Below are 2,390 nucleotides of genomic sequence, written 5' to 3'. Positions count from 1 at the left end.
AGTCATGATGCAGCGGCTGCAGGGTTTGTCGACCCGAAACTCTACCTCGCCGATGCGAATACGCACCCAGCTGTCCTCCTCGAAGGGCCGAGTGCCGCTTGCCACCAGATTGGTGCGAAACTGGCTCATCTGGTGTAGGGCATCGGAGCGCAGGTTGAGATCCTCAAGGGAGGCTTGGCTTATCAGCAGCAGCGGATAACCATCGGCAAAGCTGACCCGGGTGCCGGTTTTTTCGCGAAAACGGTCAGAGGTTTCACCTAGCCAGAGCAGCTGCACCGTTTCCCCTGCCACCTTGCTCAACCACGCATCGGCTTTTGGGTCGGTATGCAGGGCGGTGAAGCGATCGCCCCAGACCCCGGTGGCCTGCGGGGTGCGACTGAAGTCGGCCTCTTGCAGGGTCAGTGGTTTAAAGCCCGTATAGCGCAGTTGCAAGCCGCCTTCGATGGGGGTGGCGACGACTTGTTGTAGCTGGGGATGGGTGCGGGCGGTGATAAAGGTGCCGTCCGGTTTGACCACCATGTAGCGGCGATCCCCTGCCAGTCCCTCTTCGGTCACCTGCGCACGGGTCAGTGGCATGCCTGCCGTCGATTTGATGGGGTAGAGATGAATGCTGTCGAGTGTTGGCATGTTCGAGTCCTTGTGCAGTGGCCTGTGCAGATGAAGAGGGGGCAAGATAACGGTTCCCGCCCCGTGCAGCAATCCCTGCATGGTCGCCGCACGGCGCAGTTCTCACATGGCAATCCTGCGCCGGCGGTATACTGTCTGCCCTCGGTCGGCGAACCGGTCAACGCCATCCTGTATTCAATTGGGCAAGATGTTACAGGGGTCACGTTTCGGGCTCCAGACCCCATAAAGTGCAACATTTTTTGATCCTGATTCGCTAGTCAGTACAAAAAAGCCGCCATTATCGACTCAGTTCCCAGTTTCTAACGCTTTCGCTTCTTCCCTCATCCGGCCACCGTCCGCTTCGGCTACACGGTATCAAGTGCCATCGGATAGGGCCTGTCACACAAAAAGAAGAAAGCAATGTATGAGCAAACAACTGGATATGACCCCACAGCCGGATCTCTCCCAGAAAACGGGAACAGGCCCGGTGCGTACCCGACTACCCGTCTGGCGGCCGGCCCTGCCACCTTGCAACCACGCCTGCCCGGCCGGTGAGAACATCCAGGCCTGGCTTGCCCTGGCCGAAGCGGGCCGCTTTGAAGCGGCCTGGCAGACCCTGATCGAAGAAAATCCCTTGCCTGCTGTCCATGGCCGGGTCTGCTATCACCCCTGTGAGAGCGCCTGCAATCGCGCCCAGGTGGATGATGCCGTCTCCATTCACGCCATCGAACGCTTCCTCGGCGACGAGGCGCTGGCCCGCGGTTGGCTGCCCGCGCCGCCTGCCCCTGCCAGCGGCAAGAAGGTGCTGGTGATCGGGGCCGGTCCCTCCGGCCTCTCCTGCGCCTGGCACCTCAACCGGCTCGGTCATCAGGTGGAGATCCGTGAAGCGGGGCCGCTCGCCGGTGGCATGCTGCGCTTTGGTATTCCCGCTTACCGTTTGCCCCGCGATGTACTGGATCGGGAGGTGGCCCGCATCCTGGCCGCTGGCGTCACCCTCACCCTCAATCACAAGGTGGAAGATGTGCTGCGCGAGCGCGACGAGGGGGGCTTTGATGCCGTTTTTATGGCCATCGGCGCCCATCTGGCCAAGCGGGTCGATATTCCGGCCCGGGAGGCGGGCAAGATCCTCGATGCGGTGAGTTTCCTCGAACAGGCGAGTCTGGCCGAAGAGCAGGGCTTGCCGCCCCCCAAACTGGGACGGCGGGTGGCCATCTACGGCGGCGGCAATACCGCCATGGATGCGGCCCGTACCGCCCGTCGTCTTGGCGTTGAAGAGGCGATGATCATCTATCGGCGCGACCGGGACCATATGCCTGCCCACGCCTTCGAGGCCCTTGAAGCCGAGGAGGAGGGGATCAAGATCAACTGGCTGCGCACCATTCGCCAGCTCGACAACACCAGCATCGAAGTGGAGGTGATGGCGCTGGATGAGCATGGCAAGCCGGTACCCACCGGCCAGTTTGAAACCCTGGAAGCGGACTCCCTCATTCTGGCGTTGGGTCAGGAGGTTGATTTGAGCGTGCTGGAGAGTATCCCCGGCGTGCGGGTCAACAAGGAGGGAGTGGTGCAGGTGGCCGACAATCTCATGACCGATGTCCCCGGCCTCTTTGCCGGCGGCGACATGGTGCCCTCCGAGCGCACAGTCACCATCGCCACCGGCCACGGCAAGAAGGCGGCGCGCCATATGGATGCCTGGCTGCGCGGTCGCCACTACCACAAACCACTCTCTTACCCGCTGGTAGGGCCACAGCAGTTACAGCTCTGGTTCCAGACCCACGCGCCTG

The 2,390-nt window shown here is 62.1% G+C and carries 2 protein-coding genes; one reads left to right on the top strand and one right to left on the bottom strand.

Annotated features, from left to right (window positions below; translation table 11 throughout):
* Positions 1-627: MOSC domain-containing protein (locus tag AAC083_RS09960; RefSeq protein WP_146181641.1), on the bottom strand; the 627-nt coding region annotated here is incomplete at its 3' end.
* Positions 628-1,030: 403 nt separating this feature from the next.
* On the opposite strand from AAC083_RS09960, the gene AAC083_RS09955 reads away from it, so the two are divergent.
* Positions 1,031-2,390, top strand: a 1,360-nt coding sequence (locus AAC083_RS09955) for an NAD(P)-binding protein (protein WP_375134754.1), incomplete at its 3' end; no start/stop codon positions are given.

It is taken from the genome of Aeromonas sp. HMWF014, from assembly GCF_963878295.1.
Classification (GTDB): domain Bacteria; phylum Pseudomonadota; class Gammaproteobacteria; order Enterobacterales; family Aeromonadaceae; genus Aeromonas; species Aeromonas popoffii.
Note: the sequence above shows the minus strand (reverse complement) of the source record. Positions and strands in the feature narration are given on the sequence as shown.